Source organism: Clostridium sp. Marseille-P2415 (assembly GCF_900155545.1).
Classification (GTDB): Bacteria; Bacillota; Clostridia; order Lachnospirales; family Lachnospiraceae; genus Lacrimispora.
Map to the genome: position 1 here is coordinate 229,293 of NZ_LT732525.1, position 22,531 is coordinate 251,823.

The 22,531-nt window shown below is 41.1% G+C and carries 23 protein-coding genes and 1 pseudogene; 7 read left to right on the forward strand and 17 right to left on the reverse strand.

Annotated elements, in window-relative coordinates; translation table 11 throughout:
• Positions 1–12: 12 nt before the first annotated feature.
• From BQ9856_RS01095 to BQ9856_RS01120, 6 genes are all read right to left on the reverse strand, one after another.
• On the reverse strand, positions 13–393 hold the full coding sequence (locus tag BQ9856_RS01095) for a cupin domain-containing protein (RefSeq protein WP_077609345.1): 381 nt from the start codon (positions 391–393) through the stop codon (positions 13–15).
• Between the two features lie 4 nt (positions 394–397).
• A complete protein-coding gene (locus BQ9856_RS01100) occupies positions 398–1,180 on the reverse strand; it encodes an enoyl-CoA hydratase/isomerase family protein (protein ID WP_077609346.1) in 783 nt (260 codons plus the stop codon).
• 13 nt (positions 1,181–1,193) lie between these two features.
• Positions 1,194–2,738, reverse strand: coding sequence for an acyl CoA:acetate/3-ketoacid CoA transferase (locus BQ9856_RS01105; RefSeq protein WP_077609347.1), 1,545 nt, complete (start codon positions 2,736–2,738; stop codon positions 1,194–1,196).
• Positions 2,739–2,799: 61 nt separating this feature from the next.
• Positions 2,800–4,812 carry an FAD-binding protein gene (locus tag BQ9856_RS01110; RefSeq protein ID WP_235839090.1) on the reverse strand — a complete coding sequence of 671 codons (2,013 nt, stop codon included), beginning with the start codon at positions 4,810–4,812 and terminating at the stop codon, positions 2,800–2,802.
• A 432-nt stretch (positions 4,813–5,244) separates the two neighbouring features.
• The gene (locus BQ9856_RS01115) at positions 5,245–6,258 is read right to left on the reverse strand and encodes a LacI family DNA-binding transcriptional regulator (protein WP_077609349.1); all 1,014 of its coding nucleotides are present in this window, start codon (positions 6,256–6,258) and stop codon (positions 5,245–5,247) included.
• An 86-nt stretch (positions 6,259–6,344) separates the two neighbouring features.
• Positions 6,345–7,550, reverse strand: a complete 1,206-nt coding sequence (locus BQ9856_RS01120; protein ID WP_077609350.1) for a DUF2264 domain-containing protein — start codon at positions 7,548–7,550, stop codon at positions 6,345–6,347.
• Between the two features lie 535 nt (positions 7,551–8,085).
• On the opposite strand from BQ9856_RS01120, the gene BQ9856_RS01125 reads away from it, so the two are divergent.
• From BQ9856_RS01125 to BQ9856_RS25605, 3 genes are all read left to right on the forward strand, one after another.
• Positions 8,086–8,304, forward strand: a complete 219-nt coding sequence (locus BQ9856_RS01125) for a hypothetical protein (protein ID WP_077609351.1) — start codon at positions 8,086–8,088, stop codon at positions 8,302–8,304.
• Positions 8,305–8,371: 67 nt separating this feature from the next.
• Positions 8,372–8,677, forward strand: coding sequence for a response regulator (locus BQ9856_RS01130; protein ID WP_077609352.1), 306 nt, complete (start codon positions 8,372–8,374; stop codon positions 8,675–8,677).
• Positions 8,670–8,777 carry a hypothetical protein gene (locus BQ9856_RS25605; protein WP_442855455.1) on the forward strand — a complete coding sequence of 36 codons (108 nt, stop codon included), beginning with the start codon at positions 8,670–8,672 and terminating at the stop codon, positions 8,775–8,777. Before BQ9856_RS01130 ends, BQ9856_RS25605 begins: the two co-directional genes overlap by 8 nt.
• Positions 8,778–8,863: 86 nt before the next feature.
• On the opposite strand, the gene BQ9856_RS01140 is transcribed toward BQ9856_RS25605, so the two are convergent.
• From BQ9856_RS01140 to BQ9856_RS25030, 3 genes are read right to left on the reverse strand one after another with little or no spacing between them, the layout of a single operon-like run.
• The gene (locus BQ9856_RS01140) at positions 8,864–9,742 is read right to left on the reverse strand and encodes a 4Fe-4S binding protein (protein WP_077609354.1); all 879 of its coding nucleotides are present in this window, start codon (positions 9,740–9,742) and stop codon (positions 8,864–8,866) included.
• A 7-nt stretch (positions 9,743–9,749) separates the two neighbouring features.
• Positions 9,750–9,896 carry a CD1871A family CXXC motif-containing protein gene (locus BQ9856_RS25025; protein WP_077609355.1) on the reverse strand — a complete coding sequence of 49 codons (147 nt, stop codon included), beginning with the start codon at positions 9,894–9,896 and terminating at the stop codon, positions 9,750–9,752.
• Positions 9,886–11,016 carry a TlpA family protein disulfide reductase gene (locus BQ9856_RS25030; RefSeq protein WP_235839091.1) on the reverse strand — a complete coding sequence of 377 codons (1,131 nt, stop codon included), beginning with the start codon at positions 11,014–11,016 and terminating at the stop codon, positions 9,886–9,888. Before BQ9856_RS25030 ends, BQ9856_RS25025 begins: the two co-directional genes overlap by 11 nt.
• Before the next feature lie 216 nt (positions 11,017–11,232).
• Between BQ9856_RS25030 and BQ9856_RS01155 the strand changes: the two genes are divergently transcribed.
• Complete coding sequence (locus BQ9856_RS01155) at positions 11,233–11,985, forward strand: LytR/AlgR family response regulator transcription factor (RefSeq protein WP_077609356.1); 753 nt, start codon at positions 11,233–11,235, stop codon at positions 11,983–11,985.
• Between the two features lie 253 nt (positions 11,986–12,238).
• On the opposite strand, the gene BQ9856_RS25035 is transcribed toward BQ9856_RS01155, so the two are convergent.
• Together BQ9856_RS25035 and BQ9856_RS25040 are read right to left on the reverse strand one after the other, a co-directional pair.
• Positions 12,239–12,385, reverse strand: coding sequence for a CD1871A family CXXC motif-containing protein (locus BQ9856_RS25035; protein WP_077609355.1), 147 nt, complete (start codon positions 12,383–12,385; stop codon positions 12,239–12,241).
• Complete coding sequence (locus BQ9856_RS25040) at positions 12,375–13,505, reverse strand: TlpA family protein disulfide reductase (protein WP_235839091.1); 1,131 nt, start codon at positions 13,503–13,505, stop codon at positions 12,375–12,377. Before BQ9856_RS25040 ends, BQ9856_RS25035 begins: the two co-directional genes overlap by 11 nt.
• 216 nt (positions 13,506–13,721) lie before the next feature.
• Between BQ9856_RS25040 and BQ9856_RS01170 the strand changes: the two genes are divergently transcribed.
• Entirely contained in the window at positions 13,722–14,474 is a 753-nt protein-coding gene (locus BQ9856_RS01170; RefSeq protein ID WP_077609356.1) for a LytR/AlgR family response regulator transcription factor, read from the forward strand.
• Between the two features lie 15 nt (positions 14,475–14,489).
• A complete protein-coding gene (locus BQ9856_RS01175; RefSeq protein ID WP_077609357.1) occupies positions 14,490–16,013 on the forward strand; it encodes a GHKL domain-containing protein in 1,524 nt (507 codons plus the stop codon).
• Positions 16,014–16,631: 618 nt separating this feature from the next.
• Here BQ9856_RS01175 and BQ9856_RS01190 read toward each other — a convergent pair.
• From BQ9856_RS01190 to BQ9856_RS01215, 6 genes and pseudogenes are all read right to left on the reverse strand, one after another.
• On the reverse strand, positions 16,632–17,030 hold the full coding sequence (locus BQ9856_RS01190; RefSeq protein ID WP_077609360.1) for a hypothetical protein: 399 nt from the start codon (positions 17,028–17,030) through the stop codon (positions 16,632–16,634).
• A gap of 68 nt (positions 17,031–17,098) precedes the next feature.
• Positions 17,099–18,220: a DUF418 domain-containing protein gene (locus BQ9856_RS01195; RefSeq protein ID WP_200801229.1), complete on the reverse strand. Its 1,122-nt coding sequence runs from the start codon at positions 18,218–18,220 to the stop codon at positions 17,099–17,101.
• A gap of 636 nt (positions 18,221–18,856) precedes the next feature.
• Positions 18,857–19,021 (reverse strand): annotated as a pseudogene (locus tag BQ9856_RS01200) (IS110 family transposase); the annotation flags it as partial.
• 59 nt (positions 19,022–19,080) lie between these two features.
• Complete coding sequence (locus BQ9856_RS01205) at positions 19,081–19,788, reverse strand: tetratricopeptide repeat protein (protein ID WP_159441915.1); 708 nt, start codon at positions 19,786–19,788, stop codon at positions 19,081–19,083.
• A 149-nt stretch (positions 19,789–19,937) separates the two neighbouring features.
• Positions 19,938–20,675 carry a permease gene (locus BQ9856_RS01210; protein WP_077609362.1) on the reverse strand — a complete coding sequence of 246 codons (738 nt, stop codon included), beginning with the start codon at positions 20,673–20,675 and terminating at the stop codon, positions 19,938–19,940.
• 3 nt (positions 20,676–20,678) lie between these two features.
• Positions 20,679–21,608, reverse strand: a complete 930-nt coding sequence (locus tag BQ9856_RS01215; protein ID WP_077609363.1) for a CobW family GTP-binding protein — start codon at positions 21,606–21,608, stop codon at positions 20,679–20,681.
• A 221-nt stretch (positions 21,609–21,829) separates the two neighbouring features.
• Between BQ9856_RS01215 and BQ9856_RS01220 the strand changes: the two genes are divergently transcribed.
• Complete coding sequence (locus BQ9856_RS01220; RefSeq protein ID WP_200801255.1) at positions 21,830–22,531, forward strand: response regulator transcription factor; 702 nt, start codon at positions 21,830–21,832, stop codon at positions 22,529–22,531.

Sequence of the window (22,531 nt, forward strand, 5' to 3'; positions counted from 1 at the left end):
TCTGTCTTCCTCCTACTTCAGTTCCCCAGAGCTTTCCTGGGCCCAGTGCTCTGCTACCATTTTAGGTGCATAAACAAACATCATGTGCATTTCCCCGGCTCCGGTGTTCACAAGTCCGTGGGATTTGCCGCTTTCAATGTAAATGGTATCTCCTTCCTTCACCTCCTCGGTTTCGTTGTCCACAGTCATCTCCCCCCGGCCTTTCAGGATGGTATATGTCTCCACCGTCACGTGGTCATGAATGGGAACCGAGCCGCCCTGGTAAATCACTACATATCCCTGGCAGAAATAATCACCGTTGATTGCCCCGTTTTCCCCGATCATTACCCTTGTCCTTCTCCCTGCCGGAAATTCCGTTCCCTCGATATCTTCGAATATGTTTACCTTTTTCATCCTTTTACCTTCCTTCATACTTTGGCGGGCGCTTTTCAAGAAATGCCGTAAGCCCTTCTATAGCATCGTGGGTAGTATATATAAATCCCAGGGCCAGGGCATCCCTCTGCGCAATGTCCGCAGGCTGTTTGTTGGCAGCGTCATATACGAGGCGCTTGTCAATCTTCATGGTCACAGGCGCTTTAGAAGCCAGTTCCCTTGCCAGCTCCTCCGCTTTTTCCCTCATCACCGCCACATCTTCATATACCTCTGCCACAAGGCCGTAGTCCAGCGCCTCCTGAGCCGTAATCATCCTGCCCCTTAAAAGCATGTTCTTGGCTCTGCTCTCACCAATCAGCCTTGGCAGGCGCAGTGTACCGCCCCAGCCTGGTATCATGCCGATATTAATCTCCGGCAGTCCGAATTTAGCATTGGCGGAACAGATACGGATATCACAGCACATGGCAATCTCCAGCCCGCCGCCCAGGCAGTATCCGTTAACAGCGGCCACAACGGGGATATCCATGGTCTCAATTTTGGAAAACAGCTTATGGCCTATCTCGATGGAATATCTGGATTCCTCCGGTGACATCTTCACCAGCCTGGCGATATCAGCTCCTGCTACAAAGGACTTCTCCCCTCCCCCCGTGATAATCAAACAGTGAATGCTCTTGTCTGCACGAACCTGGTCTGCCAGTGTATCCATGTATTCCACAATGGGCACACTGAGGGCATTCCTTGTCTGTGGTATATCCACCGTTAAGATTGCGTAACCTTCTTTTTTCTCTAATCTGATTCCTTCTATCATCACATTCGTCCTCCTATTCTGATAATCCCATACGCTCCGGGCGGAAAATTCTCTCATCCATAAGGCTTGGCTGCTCCGGCATCAGGGGAACAAAATCCATCTGGTCCAGGATATCCTTCTGAAGGTCTGCCCCTGGTGCAATTTCCTTAAGCACGAGCCCTTCCCCGGTCATCTCAAATACGGCCCTCTCCGTCACATAGAGCACACTCTGATTTGTCTCACGGGCATAATCTCCGCTGAATGTAATGTGTTCCACGTCCTTTAAAAATTTCTTGTGGCGTCCTTCCTTAAGGATATTAAGCTTTCCGTCCCGGATCTCCGTCTTCAGTCCCCCAGCAGTAAATGTCCCACAGAACACACACTTCTTGGCTGTCTGGGAAATGTCAATAAAGCCGCCGCATCCCGCTATGGTGGGACCGAATTTACTCACATTCACATTTCCGCGGCTGTCTGCCTGGGCCAGTCCAAGACAGGTCAGGTCCAGTCCGCCTCCGCTGTAAAAATCGAACTGGGAAGGGCCGTCAATCATGGCTTCGGAATTGTAAGCCACTCCGAAGATGGCTCCCCCGGCAGGCACACCGCCGATGATTCCCTGCTCGATGGTCATCTTTATATAGCCGGAGATTCCCTCCTCTGCAGCCACCCTTGCCACGCCGTCCGGCATGCCGAAACCAAGGTTAATCACGCTCCCCCCGGCCAGTTCCATTGCGGCTCTTCTGGCCACCACCTTTCTCTGGTCCAGAACCATAGGATCCATGCTTTCCACAGGCATCTTCACATCGCCTGTAAGGGCAGGATTGAATTCGCCCTCTATGGTCTGCTGCTGGCCCGGATTTACGACAACGGCATCCACCAGGATACCCGGTATCCTCACATCCTTAGGGTTTAAGGTCCCTGCCTTGGCCGCAAACTTAACCTGACAAATCACGATGCCGCCACAGTTGTGTACAGCTTGTGCGATGGCCATGGATTCCAGATAGGCGGGCTCGTAAGCCAGGGAAATATTCCCCTCTTCATCACCGATGCTTCCCCGAATCAGGGCAACCGTCACCGGATATGTCTTGTAGCGGAGCCACTCCTGTCCATCCATCTGAATCAGTTCCACCAGGTCCTCCCTGGTCACATCGTTTAACTTTCCCCCTGAAATACGAGGGTCCACGAATGTCTTCAATCCTGTCTGAGTGACCACGCCCACACGCTTTGCAGCGATCTCACGGTACTGCAGGGTTATGATTCCCTGGGGAAGGTTATAGGCCTCAATCTGATTCTCATTGGCCATCTGCTGCATCTTGGGCGACCAGCCCCAATGTCCGCCTACCACCCGTTTGACCATTCCCTCATGGACAAAGCGGCTGATGCCTCCCTGATCCTTGTCACCGATCCCAGCTGAATGGGTCAATGTCAAATCCCGCGGCTTTTTCTCATTAAGAAACCGCCTTTCCAGGGCTTCAAACAACGCATTCGGTTCCATGATACCTCCTCCATTGCCTGACACAGCCACGCTGTCACCGTCCTTAATCAGCTTCACCGCTTCCTCTGCCGACATAAATTTACTCATATTCCTCTCACCTTCCTATATGTTATTTTTTCTTTCAGGTCTGCCTTCCATGAAATCGTTGTCATCGAAGATTCGATGAATCGCTCTGAAAATATACTCCTTCCCTGTATCTCTTCCATACGGCCTCGAACCAGCAGTCATCCTCCGGTATGGGCCGCACCTTCCTCCACAGGAAGCGGCTGCTGTCATCAAAATACTCCAGTTCCTGTATCATTTCAGAAAGCCCCTGATCTTCCTCTAGAAAGCGGAAACACTCTGGAAGGTCTTTCGATGGCTTTTCACCGTTTTCATCATAAATCAGGTATGATCCCCTGCTCTTCCCGCCGTGGGCAATGTAATCATCTATTGCCTCCAGATAAGCTTTTTGACTGGCAAGGAGATCACGAAGCCGGTAGAGGCGTCCTAATTCCCCTGAACCAATAATTCCCGAGGTTTCCAGCCTCTGCCTCTGGATCCGGTTTTCTCTGAGCGCAGTCCGGATCCCCTCCCTGGAACGGATATGTGCCCCATACCGCGACATACGGACTCCAAGCTTCTTCCTCTCCTCCTTCATATCCATGATGCATTCCTTCGTTGCTAAAGCTTTCGTGCCAAAATCAACAGATGCCATGATTTGCTGCCCGCATCGGCTGGCTATCTCCTTTCCGGATAATGGCTGTCCAATATAACAGTTGACGATATACTCCGCTGCCCTCATGCTTCCCACCTGTCCTGAATTAAGGGCGCTCCCCCCGGGCCGGTAGACACCATGGCTCCCATTGACCTCTCCCACCGGAAAGAAATGCTTTAAGTTGCTCTCCCACCACCAGTCACCTGACAGACCCCCATTATTGTGCTGAGCACATACCGCAATCTCTAATTTTTCCCGATACAAGTCAATCCCATGACTTCTGTATAATTCAATTGCGGCTGGATTCATACTTTCCAGTCTTTTAATGGGAGCCTCCTTTAAACCGCCGGAGCTTTTCAGGTAGTCATACGTTTCAGAATGCAAAAGTGCCGTGTGAAAATGTCCTTCCTTCTCACTGCCGGAAGGATTCCTCTGATAATCCAGGAATACCTTCCGCCCCTTTATAACCGTCTCCTGATATACCAGGATATCAATGAGGGACGAACCATATTTCCTGGTCTTTCGCGGATCAAATGGCCACTGGTATCCTTTTAGGAAAATTGCATATAACATACTTTCGGGACAGTCGAAATATTCATCCAGGAATTCCCGTTCTCCACTTCCATCCTGCTCCGTTGAAATATACCTTGGAATGACCTGCTGGTAAGTACCTGACAGGTTCCACCGAAACTTAACCGAGGCTATGCCATATTGGGATTCCGTCAGGTTTTTTCCCCTGGCGCCGGCCCTTAGTGCAGTACCGGTTCCGCCGGTCTGGCTGACCGGGTACACGGACATATCATATAACCCTGCCTCTCCCCCTGTGGCATAAACGATATTCTCCGAGGAAAATACCACATACCTCTGTTCCGGCTTTACAGCCCTTCTATTCAATGCGAGGACACCTCTGGACCTGCTCTCCATTCCGTACCGCTCAGTCAGTATCTCAATCACTTGATACCCGTCAAATACAGGGATGCCGTATCCTTCCACTTCCTTCCACAGTGCCTCTGTCATAAACTTTGAGGTCAGCGGGCCTGCTGATGTGCCTCTTCTGAATGGATCATGGTCTGTCTTATAGCCTATATATTCGCCGGCTCCGTTGTGGGGAAAGGGGACCCCTATGTCTGCCAGATGGCAGAACCCTCTCACGGATAGCCCTGCCTCAGCCAATGCCAGATCTCCGTCCATACAGCCACCTTCAAAAAGGGTCTGCGCCATCTGGCGCACGCTGTCAGACTCGCCGGAGCAGGTCGTCAGCTTGTAATAGGTCTGTTTATCAGAACCCGTATTCCTGGAAGTGCCCATCCTTTTCCCCTCGGTTATAATAGCAATATCCCTTTGCCCCTGCTTATAGAGCGAGGCTGCTGCGTTCAGTCCTGCTGCGCCGCTTCCCACTATGATGGTCTGAATGATATACAGAGGGAGTATTTTCCCGTCTAAGCAAACTTCTTCTTGTTTCACCAGTCTGGCTCCTTTCATGAAATCGTTTGTGCAAACGTTGTCTTGCAATTTCAAAATACCATTTTTGTATTAATTAGTCAACACTTTTTGCTTATTCTTTTATTTATTATATATTTTTTATATTTTAAAGCCTATTTTCATCTGTTTTAATATGATTCATTGGTTATTTTTCATATCATATTGCAAGAAATCGTTATCATTACTTTTTTAACATCTTGAGTACTTATAAGCCAATTTATAAATCTAGTACAAATACTAATAATTCATCCTCTTAATAAAACCCATAATCTCATTTAGATTGCGATAAGATACAAAAAACAGGGACCAGTCACTTGCTGATCCCTGTTTTCTGTATCTTTATTGTCAAGAATTTTCTTACAACACGATTCTACCTGAGTACCACTCCTATAACTTTCGTATAGCACATTCCTGCTACATTTCCTCATAAGGAATTCTGCAAACCGAATTACGGATTTGCAGTCTCCCTGTCATTTTCATAACCTTTCTCCTGGTTCCCTCTTTTTCTGTTATTTCCTGGATCAGAAGATTTAAGGCCATCTGAGCAATTTCTCTGGCAGGATGTTCGAAAGAAGTCAACGGTGGCACCATATATTGGGAAAAGATAGTGTCATCATATCCAATCACTGAGATATCAGATGGAATTTTAAGTCCTGAACGGTCAACTGCATAGTAGGCCCCTGGCACCAAAATATCACTGAACGCAAAAATAGCAGTAGGCCTGTCCTCACCAGAGAGCATAACCATGGTTTTCTGATATGCGTCTTCAACGGAGCTGACATCCCGAATCAAATAACGATCATAACCAGTCAGTTCCCTTTCCTTAAAAGCTCGTAAAAAACCATCAAGCCGCGCCTCATTATACTGCCGTTTTTTGTCGTCCATCATACAGGCAATTTTTCGGTGCCCTTGATCCAGCAGATAGCTGCCCACTGTATATCCGCCATCATAATCATCACCAAGGACACAATTAATTTTTCCCTCATCAAACTTTCTATTAATCACGACCATCGGAATCGTATCGGTAAAACATCTGATGTGTTCCAAACTGTCGGACGAAGGCAAAAGGATGATACCATCAACAAACAGTTTTTCCAATGCAGTAAAATACTCTTTTTCCCGTTCCACCTGCTCCAGAGCATCACAAAGAATGATGGAATAGCCTTTGTGATAAGCAAACTCCTCTATATATTTCACGATTTTGGGATAATAAGGGTTTTGAATATCGGGAATCACCAAGCCTAAAAGTCCGGTTTTCGACTCTTTCAGACTTCTGGCGGCGAGACTGGGTTTATAATCCAGCTCTCTGACAGCCTCCATTACCCGTCTTCTTGTTGCTTCCTCAACAAATATTTTCTGCGATAACGCTCTTGATACAGTACTGGGGGACACCCCTGCTAATTTGGCGACATCTTTTATATTTGCCATTTTGCTTTTCTCCCATCAGATTACATTTTACCCCCAGTATAATACATTTCTTATTATTTCACAATCACAATGAACAATCTGTCTGATTAGTGTCCGCCTTTTGCCACATGTGCATCATGGTCATAAATAGTCTGGTGTACTTTTTCATGCCGGGCTTCATCAATCATGCACAGACCCCCTCCCCACTGACGTTTATTCGTCCACTCCGTATCAGGTCCCGACCAGAATGGATCAGAAGGCGAAAGTCCTAATGGCAAAAAAACAGTTGTACACAGATACAGGCTGCCCGTTGATATATATACCTCACCAATTTCTCTCTGGGCTCCGCACCATCCGATCTTAAGCCAGCCATTTTCATCAAACGTCCCAGGTCTCATCATATTTTTGATGACAGCAGTCAGCGCACAGCGCACTTGCATAGGGGTAACTTCTTCAGGCAGATTATGGCATAATGCCATTTGGGAAAGGTGCTGCATCGCTCCAAACCGATAAGCAAGGGAGCGCCCTACAGCCGGAAATGTTCCTTCAGGGCTGATCAATCTTTCTAAAATGCCCGCATAACGCTTTGCGCGGGGAACCACACAATCGCATAAAATACTCCAGTCCTTATCGGCAGGCGCCATAATCCTTGCCACATCATAATACATAGGCTGTATTACGAAACTGTTGTAATAGTTCATACAATACTCTTCCCCATCCCCGTACATGCCATCACCCTTGTACCAAATTTCATGAAAATGCAAGGCGGAATCCAGATGATTCATGTCATAAGGTTTTCCCATTACATAAAGCAGGGTTTCTATCATGGCAAGAAACATGTAGAAGTTATTGAAACCCGATTTTATTTTCGTGGATTCGGCCATACAGTCCGCTATATTTTGCTTTTGCCGATCAGTCAGCGGATCCAGAAGGACACTTTTTGCCCGTATCAGCCCATGAGCAAAGAATGCCGCGTCTACCAAAGGTTGTCTCCCCTCTTTAAAATTCACAAAATCCGGTGATTGGGGATCTGTTGTGTTAATAATAGCCTTGCGGGTAATTTCAACGTATTTCAGCCGTAAGGCTTCTTCCTCACCTGTTAATCCCTCACAGGCCAGCCATGCCGAAATTCCATCCAGGGTTCTTCCAATCGCTTCCAAATGTGTGAATTTCCTTCGAATATCCACCTCTGATTTCTCTTCTACCCGGCATTCACAAGGCATATCCTTATGAAGCCTGCCTTCCGCCGCCGCTTCAAGAACGGGAGCTGCTATTTGAAGCATTATCTTTAACCAATATTTTCTATCATCCATGTTATCTTCTCCTTATATTTTAGTTACATAATTTTAGCAAAACACCATTTTGAGTAACAAAAGCACTAGTTACGGGAACGCATATTTTCATATTCTCTTAATTCTAATACATTGGCTCGAACATTTATGATCATCTGGTATGTATAAACTTTACAATAAAATTACCCCTCCAAATATAGCTTCGAGCTTGTAGTTTTTTATTACCCCCATTCACCATTTATTAGTTTTACAATTTTCGCATTGCTGACAAAAATCAATGAAACAGTTTGCACAAACGTTTTCATGAAATATTTTATAACATATGCACAATCATATGTCAATATCGCATTTAATAGTTTGTTATTAACTTATAATATATTCACCTGAAACTATTTTCCTCCAGTCAGCGTTTCATCAGTAAAACTATTCCCAGCCGGCAGGCTGCTGACTTCCCCGTCTTTTCTTTTTGTAAACTTTATAAAATCTTTATCTTTTTCTGTTAGCCTTATTTCTGCAAGCCGGATTAAGTATTTTAGAAGAGAAAGGAAGATCAAAAATGCACGATTTAATTCTTGAAACAAAAAGCCTGATTAAAAATTTTGGCAAACAGCCTGCTAGGGCAAACAGCACCGCGCTTTCTGATTTAGCTTCCGGTTATTTTTATGCCCGGCGTTCATTTGCCCGGTCATATTGTACCTTCGGAATTTTATTTACAGCAAATGGCGAAAGGGATTGTCCCGGCCATCTTAGTTTATACATTCGTTACTGTTTGTAGTATAATATGGTTTAACAGATGGGAAAGCCGTAAAAGCTATGAATAATATTTACGTGGAGGCGATTTAGTGGGCAAAATTCTAATCATAGACGACGAAAAAGAGCTTGTGATGCTGCTTGAAGATGAACTAAGGGCAAGAGGTCATGATGTATTAGCGGCATATGACGGCTACGAGGGAATAAGGCAGGCAAAAATCCAGCCCGATCTTGTCATACTTGATATAATGATGCCGGGCATAAATGGATTTGAGGTTTGTCGTGCAATCCGGGATGACGTATTATGCCCGATCATCTTTTTAAGTGCAAGGCAATCGGAAGCAGACATGATCAAGACATTCCGGTTTGGGCCTCTATATTGTCAAACAATTGGTTGAACAACTTGATGGTTCTATCAGGATATACAATACAGAATCCGGTGGGGCCTGTGTAGCATTCCGGCACAAGGTTTTTAGGAATTTTGAATCTTGTAGATAAAGAAAAAGCCGGAACGGCAGAAAATTGAATTGACAAAAGCCGTTCCGACCTTATTCCATCGGCATTTTAAGTATTGCCAGAAAACTCTATCGTTCCGCTGAATCCCCCGTCACTATGCAATCATTATTTTTCAATGTTTTGAATCCGAAATGAATTGCATTGACCGGACATGCTGCCGCACATTCCCCGCACCGTATGCATTCCACTGAATTTGGATTTTTCAACGGATTTACATCCATTTTGCAGGCTTTGCTGCACTTTCCGCAATCTACACATCGGTGCTTATTTACTTCCAAATGATAGATACTGATCTTATTCAGCAGCCCATAGATAGCACCTAACGGACATAATGTTTTGCAGAAAAACCGGTAAACGAAAAGGCAGCCGAGGATTGTCAATACCAGAATAGTCATTTTTAGGCTAAACAGGGAGCCTATGGTTTGCCGAAGTTCTGTATGTGTGCTTAAGAGCGGAATCCCTCCTTCTAACGTTCCTGCCGGACAGATAAACTGACAAAAGGCCGGTTTTCCAATTCCCATATAATTCGTGACTGCAATTGGCAGCAATATAACAAATACGATCAATACAAAATATTTAATAGAAAGAAATCCTTTCCAAAGCTTAAATTTAGGAACTGGGATTTTATGTAATAATTCCTGAAAAAGTCCGAATGGACATAAAAATCCGCATACAAAGCGTCCCAACAGAACCCCTGTTGCAAGTAATAATCCTACGACATAAAAGCTGAATTGGAATTCCATCGAACCGCTGACCGCCTGAAGAGCACCGATCGGGCAGGCCAGAGTTGCTGCCGGGCAGGAATAACAATTCAGTCCGGGATTACAAAATTGTTTCCATGAACCTTTATACAGTTTCCCGCCGATAAAATTACCCATATGAGGATTCGTAAATCCAAAGGCTGCTGCCTGAATCAACTTCCTTTTCACTGTATTTTTCAGTTTCATGCTTTCCTCACCCCAATCCTATGCATTCGAGGCAAATATTAACCGCTTTATTCAGAACGATTGCCATTTCTCCTCTGCTGATTCCATAAACCAAAAATACGGCGGCTATTATGCATGTAAAAGCCTGCAATTTAAGCTTTATACTATTGCTCATTTAAATATTCCTCCACGAACTTTTTATAGCCCTCTATATCATCCCCAACGATCGGGTCTCCAACAACGTTTCCTTCTTTATCAACAAAAAATGTTGTAGGAACACCTACGATTCCTGACATAAGATCTTTAAAATCATCATTAGCAATAATTTGAGTAAAATCCGCATTTGCTTTCGTTACAATATCAACTGCAAGATCATGATACTTTTTATCACTATCCCCATCAATATCTGAAACCAGTCCCACAATCTGAACGTTATCCGGCATAGACTTTGCCCACTTACCGAGCTCAGGCATTTCTTCTATACATGGTCCACAGAAAGTTCCCCATATATTTACCACTGTTAAATCTTTTTTCGCAAATATAGATTCTGTTACCGTATTTCCATTTAAGTCTTTTGCCGTAAAAGCTGGCATCTTAGGTAAAAGTACTGTATCATTTGATTCAAATTGAATTGGCATAAATTTAAGGTTTTCTTTCACTGTTGTCATATAATTTCTGCATTCTTCATATTGCAGTTTTTCTTCCTCACTCATACCCTCCGTATCGTTTGTTGGTATAGAAAGAAGATAGATATACTTATCGTTTTCTCCAAATTTTTCTGTATTATTAAAACCGGATAAATCATCCAGCGATTTTCCTGAATCTGTTCCCTGTTTATATTCATCCTCTGTTAACAGCACGATATTCATAATACATTTTGAATGAACAGCCATCTTCTTATTAAAGGCATCTTCAACTTCTTTTGTACGATCTTCAGGTTTCATATCAATCATCTCACTGAATAACTTATCTGTAATTGGTTTATAGTAATAATAAATTGATATAATAGGCTGGCCATTCAAATTTTCATTATATGATTCCAGCTCAACGCCCTTATCAATATACTCCTGTGAAATAGAGAAAGAAAGTCCCCGTTCCTTTACATCTGTAACTACTATATCACTTTCTGACTGATTAACACTTTTCGCATCACCCACACTTTTTCCGTCATCTGCATTTTTCCCAGCCTCTACACTTTTCCCGCCATCTGCACTCTTACAGCCAGCTAACATGGATATTCCCATGCAGACAGTAAGCATTATTGTTATCATTTTTTTTGAAACCTTTAAAATCATTTTTGTTTTCTCCTTATTTGTTTATTTTTTACGGCCTGATAATAACATAAAAAATCCGGCAAAAACGTATTTTGTCTTCAATTGAATTGGTATTGTCTTAAAACATTGGCAGTATAGAATTTCACGACAAAATATTTTCATTCACGACATGATGCTTGAAAAAACTCTGTTCTCTGCTATACTTTTCTTATATAAATAGAGGAGGTTAAGAAGGATATGTTAAAAATCATTCTCTGTGATGATGATATGTTCTCACTTACCATTTTTTCAGAACTCCTTCAGGAAGCAATCGACAGGCTTTCTATTTCTGCGATAATCTTATGCAGGGCTTCTTCCACGAAGGAACTTCTTAATTTTCTGAATAAAAATCCGGATGATTATTTTTTCTTTCTGGATCTGGACATGGGAAATGGGGAATTAAATGGTCTGGATCTGTCCCGTATCATCCGCGGGCAATATCCGGCATCCAAGATTGTATTTGTTACCAGCCATATTGAAAAAAGTATGGCTATCCTGAAAAGCGGAATAGAACCCTTTGGATTCATCGAAAAAGATTTTAATCGGAAATTGATGATTCGGGAATTTGAAAACAGCTTACGCCTGGCTGTAAAAACAGATTTGACAGAAAAAATCCCTCCGCAGAAAACAATCGAATTAATTATCGGACTTGATGAAGTAATATCAATTCCGGTTGAAAATATAGCCTATGTAGAAGCTGTGAAAACCGTAGCACACAACATTTGCTATCATACACTGGATGATTCTAAAATCACGGTACGGGATACGATAAAACATGCTCTGGAAATGTTAGGTGATGATTTTGTTCTAAGCCATCGTTCTGTCATTGTAAATAAACAATATATCATAGGAACTGAACATACACAGCTGAAGCTCTCTAACGGAAAGCTCGTCGCCTGTTCTATCAGTAAAAAGAGTTTTTTTACAAATTGGAATAAAAAAAATGGATAAGGAGTTGTTAATCTTATGCCTTATGGAAATTTAAACGATTTATTTATAACCGGTCTTCAAGAAATTATTTACTTTTATCTGCATTTTGCCTGCATCTTACTTGCTGCCCTGTTATCAAAAAAAATGCCGGTCAAAGGGAAGATGCTATGGGCTTCTTTTATTGCTGTANTTACCCATATGAGGATTCGTAAATCCAAAGGCTGCTGCCTGAATCAACTTCCTTTTCACTGTATTTTTCAGTTTCATGCTTTCCTCACCCCAATCCTATGCATTCGAGGCAAATATTAACCGCTTTATTCAGAACGATTGCCATTTCTCCTCTGCTGATTCCATAAACCAAAAATACGGCGGCTATTATGCATGTAAAAGCCTGCAATTTAAGCTTTATACTATTGCTCATTTAAATATTCCTCCACGAACTTTTTATAGCCCTCTATATCATCCCCAACGATCGGGTCTCCAACAACGTTTCCTTCTTTATCAACAAAAAATGTTGTAGGAACACCTACGATTCCTGACATAAGATCTTTAAAATCATCATTAGCAATAATTTGAGTAAAATCCGCATTTGCTTTCGTTACAATATCAACTGCAAGATCATGATACTTTTTATCACTATCCCCATCAATATCTGAAACCAGTCCCACAATCTGAACGTTATCCGGCATAGACTTTGCCCACTTACCGAGCTCAGGCATTTCTTCTATACATGGTCCACAGAAAGTTCCCCATATATTTACCACTGTTAAATCTTTTTTCGCAAATATAGATTCTGTTACCGTATTTCCATTTAAGTCTTTTGCCGTAAAAGCTGGCATCTTAGGTAAAAGTACTGTATCATTTGATTCAAATTGAATTGGCATAAATTTAAGGTTTTCTTTCACTGTTGTCATATAATTTCTGCATTCTTCATATTGCAGTTTTTCTTCCTCACTCATACCCTCCGTATCGTTTGTTGGTATAGAAAGAAGATAGATATACTTATCGTTTTCTCCAAATTTTTCTGTATTATTAAAACCGGATAAATCATCCAGCGATTTTCCTGAATCTGTTCCCTGTTTATATTCATCCTCTGTTAACAGCACGATATTCATAATACATTTTGAATGAACAGCCATCTTCTTATTAAAGGCATCTTCAACTTCTTTTGTACGATCTTCAGGTTTCATATCAATCATCTCACTGAATAACTTATCTGTAATTGGTTTATAGTAATAATAAATTGATATAATAGGCTGGCCATTCAAATTTTCATTATATGATTCCAGCTCAACGCCCTTATCAATATACTCCTGTGAAATAGAGAAAGAAAGTCCCCGTTCCTTTACATCTGTAACTACTATATCACTTTCTGACTGATTAACACTTTTCGCATCACCCACACTTTTTCCGTCATCTGCATTTTTCCCAGCCTCTACACTTTTCCCGCCATCTGCACTCTTACAGCCAGCTAACATGGATATTCCCATGCAGACAGTAAGCATTATTGTTATCATTTTTTTTGAAACCTTTAAAATCATTTTTGTTTTCTCCTTATTTGTTTATTTTTTACGGCCTGATAATAACATAAAAAATCCGGCAAAAACGTATTTTGTCTTCAATTGAATTGGTATTGTCTTAAAACATTGGCAGTATAGAATTTCACGACAAAATATTTTCATTCACGACATGATGCTTGAAAAAACTCTGTTCTCTGCTATACTTTTCTTATATAAATAGAGGAGGTTAAGAAGGATATGTTAAAAATCATTCTCTGTGATGATGATATGTTCTCACTTACCATTTTTTCAGAACTCCTTCAGGAAGCAATCGACAGGCTTTCTATTTCTGCGATAATCTTATGCAGGGCTTCTTCCACGAAGGAACTTCTTAATTTTCTGAATAAAAATCCGGATGATTATTTTTTCTTTCTGGATCTGGACATGGGAAATGGGGAATTAAATGGTCTGGATCTGTCCCGTATCATCCGCGGGCAATATCCGGCATCCAAGATTGTATTTGTTACCAGCCATATTGAAAAAAGTATGGCTATCCTGAAAAGCGGAATAGAACCCTTTGGATTCATCGAAAAAGATTTTAATCGGAAATTGATGATTCGGGAATTTGAAAACAGCTTACGCCTGGCTGTAAAAACAGATTTGACAGAAAAAATCCCTCCGCAGAAAACAATCGAATTAATTATCGGACTTGATGAAGTAATATCAATTCCGGTTGAAAATATAGCCTATGTAGAAGCTGTGAAAACCGTAGCACACAACATTTGCTATCATACACTGGATGATTCTAAAATCACGGTACGGGATACGATAAAACATGCTCTGGAAATGTTAGGTGATGATTTTGTTCTAAGCCATCGTTCTGTCATTGTAAATAAACAATATATCATAGGAACTGAACATACACAGCTGAAGCTCTCTAACGGAAAGCTCGTCGCCTGTTCTATCAGTAAAAAGAGTTTTTTTACAAATTGGAATAAAAAAAATGGATAAGGAGTTGTTAATCTTATGCCTTATGGAAATTTAAACGATTTATTTATAACCGGTCTTCAAGAAATTATTTACTTTTATCTGCATTTTGCCTGCATCTTACTTGCTGCCCTGTTATCAAAAAAAATGCCGGTCAAAGGGAAGATGCTATGGGCTTCTTTTATTGCTGTAATAACGATTATATCTGTAGGAAAGATTGATATAAAAGCGGAATTGTTTCTTTCAATCATGTTATCTGTTTTTTTAGTTATGGAATTGTATCAGATAAAGTTAATTTCATTTCAGATCCAGGATTATCTTCTGTTGTTTGCTGCTTTTTTAATACCAAGGCGTTTATTTGACGCAAGCTTTACTATCTTAGGTTATGGGGTGCAATTTCTGGTAATTTTAACTGTTCTGTTGGTATATGGAAAAGTTAAAGAACATTATTTGAGAGGAAAATTATTTAGTTATTATTCATCTTTTATTTATTTATCTTTAAAACTACTTATTTTTCAAATGTTTTCTGATTACTTGTATGATATTTTCCGTTATAAATTGAACTCAAACCCATTCATGCTGATTATTACTGAAGTTGGTTTAATATTATTGCTAAGTTGTATTACGTATTTGCTGCAGCACAAATTAAAAATGCCTCTATGTCTTTTAAATACTATTGGTAATAGATATTCCGATGTTGAAAAGTACATTATCTGGCTATGCGGTTTGACTGTTATAGCTTTTATGGTTATTCCAATTCCATTCATGTTAACCAGAACATCAAGTGATGTGCTTCTTACCGCTTTATCTATATTTTATATCACTTTGTTAATAACTCAGATTGCATTTATTATTCTTATTTATAAAATTACCGATTATAAACAAACCTTAACGTTCATGGACAAGGCCCATGACAATGAATCCATATATTATACTTCTCTCAATAAAAACCTGGAAGCGATGGCAAATTTACGTCATGATATTAAAAATATTTTTCTCACAATGGGAAATTTTGTAGAGCGGAGTGATGACTCGGAAATGAAAAATTTTTATCGGGAAAAAATTTATCCCTTTGCAACAGAAGAAATTGAAAAGAACTATTTGTTTTCCCAGCTTTATCAAATTCCTTCCGAAACATTACGGGCATTCCTGCACTTAAAAATCTTTCAGGCTCATAATATGAATAAGAATATTAAATTGACGATCAGAATTGACAAAGAATCCTTTTATTTAGGAATGGATATCATGGACTTAACACGAGTATTGGGTATTTTACTGGACAATGCCTTTGAAGAGTGTGACAATGAGCCCGGTTCATACGCGGACATCCGGATTAAAAACAATACATCTTTATTATCCTACACAATAAAGAATACTATGTCAAAAAGACATTATGAGAGCAGTCCCTCACACAGTAAGTCAAACAAACCTGGACACAGCGGACTTGGATTGACAATTGCGGAACAAATCTTAAAAGGCTATCCGCTGGCGAATTTAAACACATATATTGATGAAACTCTTTTTATACAGAGCCTAAATATTAAAAATGAGGAAATTTTATAATTCATTTTTTAATATATCCAATAAATTTCGGCTATAAATTGTCAATCTAAAGAGGTCACAATTTATATATGGAGGATGCGATTTGCACATTACTGGAACGTAAAAACATCATCAGCTCATGGAGGATGCATTTTTCCGGTATTGCAGAGGCGTCATCTGAACATTTCTCCGGAATACGTGGAGGAAAGTTCGCCAACTTTCAAAAGCAATTTCACAGACGTAGAAGGCTGCAAAAGAAAGCTCATGAATACAGAACATATGAACGGATAACCTGCGGGTTTTCATTCTGGTTGATGTACTCATGGGCATTTTAATTGCATGGGAAAGGTCCTCTTTAACATTGCAGACATCAGGACATTCCGGCAAGTGGCTGCATAAGAATGGAATAAATTCTCTGGCATATTCCGGTGAAAAAATCTGAACAAGAAACTTGCAGTCCTCAGGATCGCTGAAGTTATGGAGCTGGTGAGGAAATATGATGGCAAAAATTCGCGGAAGATATTTTCTACCGAAGCGTTTGAAGGCCAGTCCGTATCTTCAACTTTAATTTTTTTGTATACGCCATGTTTTGAATCACTTACCATCCTATGGATCGAAAAAAGTCTGCAAAATGTTTCCTCATATATGTTCTGCAATAAAATCTGCATATCCAGTTTGCCCTTCTGAGTTCAGGTGCATTCCATCGTCATAAAACCACTCAGGATGTTCTGAAGCAATGCTGGCCCAGTCTAGAATATTTAAGTTCTCGTTTTTCTCCGCCAGTTTTTCAATCATTCCGTTGACATCTTCCTGCCAATATAAGAACTTTCCATAAGCAGTGATCCAGTATACCGTTCGTTCCGTCCCAATAGCATCCAATAGCCTTTGTCCCATACTTTCATCAAATGAACCATTTGCACCAAGGGCTATGATTATGGTATCTCCTAATTCTCCCTGATCGTCAAGTTCGTTTACTACCTTAATGGTATCCCATACTTGGCGAGATTCCTTTGCATCTACTACACAATCAGGTATCACTCTTTGAATTCTCTGGCTTTTTCTTCTTTACCGAGAAAACTTCCTTGCCGGAATAAAGCAACCGCGGACTATTGAATATTGCTAAACATCCGTTCAAAACGTCGTATCAAAGATTCAAGCGGGCCATTCGGCAGGGAAGCAAGTAAACAGCCTGCGATGAGGATTACTGCCGCAACAAGGATATCACCAAAGGGAATTCCGCCAATATCGACACTCGTAACATCAATTCCTGCAATCTGCAGCCCCCATGCAATTACGAACTGGACCGTATACAATGTCAATGCCACACGCCCGACTGCACTGAAAGGCTTAAGTATGGCGGTGCTTTTCTTTGCAATCAGACACATCAGACCCAGTATGATAAGAGAAAGCCCCGTTCCAATCAGCAGTTCGAAAGTAGATCCACACTGGGGAGCTGCCACAAAAAGCGTTTGCCATGGCGGCTGCTGCGTATTCAGAGGCCAGATTGCATACGGATCTGCTTGAGGATTTGTAATACTCGGGAACTGTATGAGCCATGTCTCAAAAGACTGGCACACCCCTGGGAGTACGAAAGATGCAATCAGCTTGAAGGGGATCAATATTGCAAATCCGGTTGCAATGAAACGCAAAGCCGTGCGCGTATTACGAAGATTAAGGCGTCCGATTGCCATGCCCGCAACAAAAACAGGAGCCCAGCCGAGCGCAGACAAGGGACCACCGGCAATATCACTCAGCAAATACGCACCCGAAAACAGGCTTAATCCCAAAAGCATAAGCGGAGGACCCACCAGAAATAAGACGCCGGACATTGTAACAAGCGCGCGTGTTGAACGACGAATCAGGACTAAAGCCAATATAAATAACATGGCATAGGCCGGCAGAACCACTCCAAACGGGCCGTTTAGCATAATAAGAACATATCCAACCAAATCAATAAATACCGCCCGCGCCAGCATTCGTGCCCGGAATACAGACGGCTCTACTTTGCGTTCTGTCATACGCTGCACCATAATGGAATAGGAAATACCTGAGCAAAGCATAAATAGAATCATTGTATTTCCAGACACAAAGCTGTTTATCTGGTTTAAGGCAAAATGCTGTATATACATTCCGATTACTGCCAGTCCGCGTGCAGCATCCAGCGCGATAAGCCGTTTTGACTCTTGTTTTTTGGGTAAAATGGGATTCTCAAGTTCGTTGTTCATCATAAATAAAAGTCCTCCTCTTTCCAATTGTTTTAATTGCTTCAAATTCATCCTTTCGCCTATGAAGCTCGGCATAGTTGTCACTTGTTCAGATTCAGGGAATTTAACCACTGACACCTTAACCGCTTTCTTTGCAGAACCAGAGCCCACACACTTGTCTGTAGTCACCTCCAGAAGGATCGTCATTTTTAAATGAATTCTCTAGCACGGTGAATGAACATACTATAGCAAATAAATCCCGCCATTTGTGAAATTTGGCTTGAGACTTCACTTGATGTCCTGAGTTTCGATCTCCCATATTATTCAAGACATTTTTCATTCGTTCAAGACAAACTTTTTTCATAGTAAATCTGATCAAATATACAGGGATATAGTTGAGAAAAACAATGGACCCGTCTGCTATTTCATAATTGACTTAATGCCAGAATTCTGAAGAATCCTGAAGAATAAGGGGAACTGGTTAAATTTACTGGCTATGTTTATTATAGTTAGACATGATTAACTGATTTGATTATACAGATCAATAAAGCAGCAAAACTTTATTATACGGAGGTAAAGGTTGAAAAAGAATAGTAGAGGGGATCCATTTTCTTAGAAGTACGGCAAACAAGCCATCTTACGGTGGCTGATTGAATTTCCTAGCTCTGCTTTCCGGGATTCCAGATTTTCATAATGCTCTTTGATAACCTTTAATTTACCAGCCTGTTCCGGTGTAATAAAACCATCGATGGCGAGTTCCAGCTGAGAAAGTTTTTTCTTCAGGGAACCATGAATTAAAGGTTCAATATCAAAAGAAGTATCTAAATAGATTCCCAATTACTGTATTAATTTCATACACGGTACATATAACACTTATTTCTGCACTACTGGTAAATCAAACCACCATTTAACACGAAAGTCTGATTTTTATAAAGTTCATAACATTCTTTTGCTTCCTTCAGATGCCCACGTTGTTTTTCTATCTCAAATGCTTTATAGGTCAATGCCGTGGTAAACCGATTAAAGCCTAAGGGTATACTGCTTTTTTTCAGAGACATCTGCAAACGTTCCAAATCGTGTATCCTTATATCCCGTTTCATTGCTGCCGCTAAATAATCCAATTCCCTTTTGGCAGACTGGGTTTCATAGTAAATCTCACTGTACTGATACAGTGCTGCAGACAGTTCAGGCTGATAGGTTTCCAGATAGTAATATCCCAAATTCCGATAATACCTGGCCAATGCTGCTCTGGTATTGCAGAAGCGATGGGCTCTGTTACTTAATTCCAGACATTTTTCTAAATTGCCTTCCTGCTTATATAGCTCTGCGAATGCAAAATACACATCTAAATCCACCGGATTCCACTGCAAAGCACTTTGCAGTGCTTTTTGTTCAGAGCTTAAATCGCCGCATCTGCGGAAAAGTTCAGCCAGACGGTTATACATGCGGTTGAAACTTATTTTCGCACAGTGATATGTTTCATCCCCTGTGAAAAATTCATAATACATGACTTCCACCACATGATTAAAGCTAATAGACCGGCCCGGAATCATCTGTTGAAGTTCCTGGGCCTTATGAATTAAATATTCCAAACGTTTTATCTCTTCAAAAGAATTGTTTTTCTCCTCAGAAAGACTCATTTCTGAGAATTGTTTCTGTAAGCAAGTCATTGCCAGGCGGGCAGGCACAAATTCATTGGCTCTGATGAGTTCAGGATCTTTATACACAAAGCCAGTCATGGTCAATGTATATTAGGCCACACCGCCATACTGATTCCAATCAAAATGGAAGCAAACAGCCCCAGACATACCCGGCCAGCCACAATTGTCATATTGCCATTAAAAGCATAGTAAGTGGATAAAATGACTACAGGGTTAATGACCGGAGAAGCAGTCATAAAGGTGACCGCCACAGGCAGGGGAATTCCTTTTCTGACCAGACTTCGGAACACAGGAATGGAAACACAGTCACAGACCGGAAGCAGAAACCCTCCTATGACGGCCGCAAAGATCCCCAATCCAAGAGATTTAGGGAAGAAGCGCTCCAGCCAGCTTTCTGGAATGAAAATCTGTATTGCTGAGGAAAGTAATATGCCGATCAGCAAAAATGGAACAGCCTGTAAAATCATTCCCAGAAATACATTTGTAATCGTATTGACCGGGAACTGATTGATTTCTAAAACCGGTCTGGCAACGTAATGCAGGGCAAGAAGAAGGAACGTCACAACAAAGAAAAAGTAGACTGGATGCTCTTTTTCCCTGTAAAGCGCTATTTCACCACGGTTATTCTCCAGCATTTTTTTCGAAAAAGACATCTTGATGAAGTTTGGATAACAGCTTTGAAATTCTTCTTCCCCACGCTCAAACTGTATAACAAATATTCTTGATCTGCTCCATTCCCAGCGATTCAGCAGACGGTTCAGCAAAGTCGTTTTGCCGGCATCCAAGAAACCGGAAATAACAAAAATAGGGATAGCCATAAATTATATCCCGTTAAAAATTGCATAAAGCTCATTCCGGTTAAGATTTTGTCCTATAATACAGAGCATATCTCCATCGGAGGTACAGGATGTGATCTGTATCTCTCCTGGAAGGTATTGCAGGCTCATACAGCCTCCTGTCCCCTGAACAATCCCCTTTGCGCGCAGAACTGTTCCCTTTGCGGTCCTTTCCATATTCAGAACACATGCTTTTAATTCTTCTTTACTGAAAATCCGTCTGGTTCGTATGGTGACCGTCTCAAAGGTTTCTTCTGCAAAACGGCTGTGCGAACAATGACGTTGTCCGGCCATAATTTTTTGCCTGCCTGTATTGACACGCTTTTCACTTTTAGTGTTCAGGATTTCATTCAGATCAACCTGTTCCCAAGGATTGGAAATGATAGCAGAATCTGAATTCAGACTTTTTACAATCTTTTGTGCTTCAATAATCCTGTCTGGAAAGATGCTGGTACGGCTCAAAAATATTAGATCTGCATTGCGGATCTGATCTTCAAAAAACTCTCCAAAATTATCAAGATACATTTTGCAGCGTTTCACATCAACAACTGTTATTTTAGCCTTCACTTCTGCATAAGGACGAATACTGGGATCAGAACAGGCTTTCACAACATCTGACAGCTTTCCCACACCAGAGGGTTCGATCAAAATCTTATCCGGATGAAAGCGCTCCATCAATCCTTTTAAGGATTTTTTAAAATCTCCTGAAAGACTGCAGCAAATGCATCCTGAATTTATCTCCTTAATTTCAATTGCTTCAGATTTCAGCAATGCTGCATCTACACTTCTCTCCCCAAAATCATTTTCAATCAGAGCAATCCGTTTATTTTTAAAGATCTCATTGATCATTTTCTTTATAAGGGTTGTTTTTCCAGCACCTAAAAAACCTGATATTACATAAATTTCTACAGGCATGTTACTCCTCCTTTTTTCCTCAAAACCAAACCAGCACTTTTTCATTTCCACATATATTATCAATTTTCTATATGTTAAAGAAATGCAAATTATTCGTATTCCTCTACAAAAGTCAGAAAGCCGATATGGAAGAAAATTACCACAGACCTTCTAAGGATTGCCTGCTGTTTCACAAAATGTTATACTGGACTTATTAAATAAGCGACAGGAGGAACCTTGTGATGGATTCATCTACCATACTGATTGTAGACGACGACAGGGATATACGGGAAATCATTACGGCTTTGCTGGAAAGCGAGGGGTTCTTAACATTACAGGCTGAGAACGGGCAGGAAGCCATATCGTTGATGAGCAAAAATATAGATCTTATTATCCTGGATATAATGATGCCAGGAGATTCCGGGTTCACTATATGCGAAAAAATGCGCCGGATCAGCGCTGCTCCGATTCTCTATTTAAGTGCCAAAAGCCTGTTGCAGGACAAACAGCTTGCTTTTCACGCGGGGGGAGATGATTATCTGACAAAGCCATTTATTCCGGAAGAACTCTTGACACGAGTAAAGGCAATTCTTCGAAGATATCAGATATACCGGGGGAAAAATAACAATTCAAATGATCTGGATGACTTTATTAAGGTCTATGATCTGGCGGTACACCCTGCATCCGGAGAAGTTTTATTAAACGGAATGCCAATTATATTACGTCATAAAGAGTATCAGCTGTTATCCTTTCTTTCTCAGAATCGGGGAAAGGTTTTTTCAGTAAAGGAGCTTTATGAACAGCTTTGGGGAGAATCCTACCTCCAGTCCGCAAACAATACAGTTATGGTACATATTCGAAATTTACGTCAGAAAATAGAAGCCGATCCGCAGCATCCGAAATATATTATAACTGTCTGGGGGGAGGGGTATCAGATTGTTTAA